The sequence below is a fragment of the Xanthomonas sp. D-109 genome (assembly GCF_017746095.1).
GTDB lineage: Bacteria > Pseudomonadota > Gammaproteobacteria > Xanthomonadales > Xanthomonadaceae > Xanthomonas_A > Xanthomonas_A sacchari.
Genome location: NZ_JAGHWV010000037.1, coordinates 1 through 1,183, shown reverse-complemented (window position 1 = coordinate 1,183; position 1,183 = coordinate 1). Strand labels below are relative to the sequence as shown.

Here is a 1,183-nt window from a genome sequence, read left to right as displayed (position 1 = left end):
TCCACCATCGCCAACCTGAGCTCGACCTCGGAGAACCTGTCGGCCTCGCGCAGCCGCATCCGCGATACCGACTACGCCAAGGAAACCGCCGAGCTGACCCGTACGCAGATCCTGCAGCAGGCCGGCACCGCGATGCTGGCCCAGGCCAAGCAGGCCCCGCAGAGCGTGCTGAGCCTGCTCCAGGGCTAAGCGTCGCCAGCCGCATCGCACCACCGAGGCCCCTCCGCAAGGAGGGGCCTTTTTTGTTCCCTGTTCCCGCCACGGGCCGTCGCATCTCGGAGGAAGCGCCATCTCCGCGCGTTGCCGGTCCTCGACGCCGAAGGTAAGCGCTACCCTGCCTGGTAGGGCGGCGGCCAGCAGACAGCGTGGCCATGCTATTCGCGGTGATCCCCGTGCATGCGACCCGTTATGAGGGATCAACGGGAGACGGCCAATGCCACCGACCGCCGGCGCTGTCGCGCGACGCGTGACCAATGGACTGGATGACGGTCAGCAGTTGGCGATGACCGCAGCCGCATTCCAAGATCGCCTGTAAAGCGTCGTCAACGCAGTGCACGACCTGAAAGCGCGCCGGCATTGCCCACATCGCCGGACGACCGACACTCCTTCTATTTCATCGCCAAGGCCGACGGGAAGGCGATCAGACAGGGAGAGGAAGAGATGGCCAAGCCGTTGCGCCGCAATGCGTTGCGTACCGGCAGGTCAAGCGTTCGCGTCGTCGACGCGACACACCATCGAGAGCATCGAGCACATCGCTCCCTGCACGATTCGGGCCGCCCTTTCTCCGACTTGGACAAGACGCCTAAAGTTTGACGAAGCGCGGCCGAAACAAGCCTTTCGCCGCGTTTCTGGTGTCACGCAAATCGCCGAAACGCCAAATTTTCGGCAGCAAATCCCTAAAGGTTGCGCACCGACTGCCGTTACTTATACCAGCAGCGGCACTGGCCAATTGATGGCCCCCTGCGGAGGCTCCAGGCACCAATGGGTTGCCGGACAAATCGCTTAGAGGAGATATCAAAATGGCACAGGTCATCAATACCAACGTAATGTCGCTGAACGCTCAGCGCAACCTCAACACCACCAGCGCCAGCCTGGCGACGACGATCCAGCGTCTGTCCTCGGGCCTGCGCATCAACAGCGCCAAGGACGACGCCGCCGGCCTGGCGATCTCCGAGCGCTTCAC

1 protein-coding gene and 1 pseudogene are annotated in these 1,183 nt (G+C 63.2%); both read left to right on the top strand.

All coding sequences use genetic code 11. The annotated features are described in order from the left end of the window. Positions 1-189, top strand: a 189-nt coding sequence (locus tag J7357_RS20930; RefSeq protein WP_280515414.1) for a flagellin, incomplete at its 5' end; no start/stop codon positions are given. 830 nt (positions 190-1,019) lie between these two features. Continuing rightward, positions 1,020-1,183: pseudogene (locus tag J7357_RS20925) on the top strand (flagellin); the annotation flags it as partial.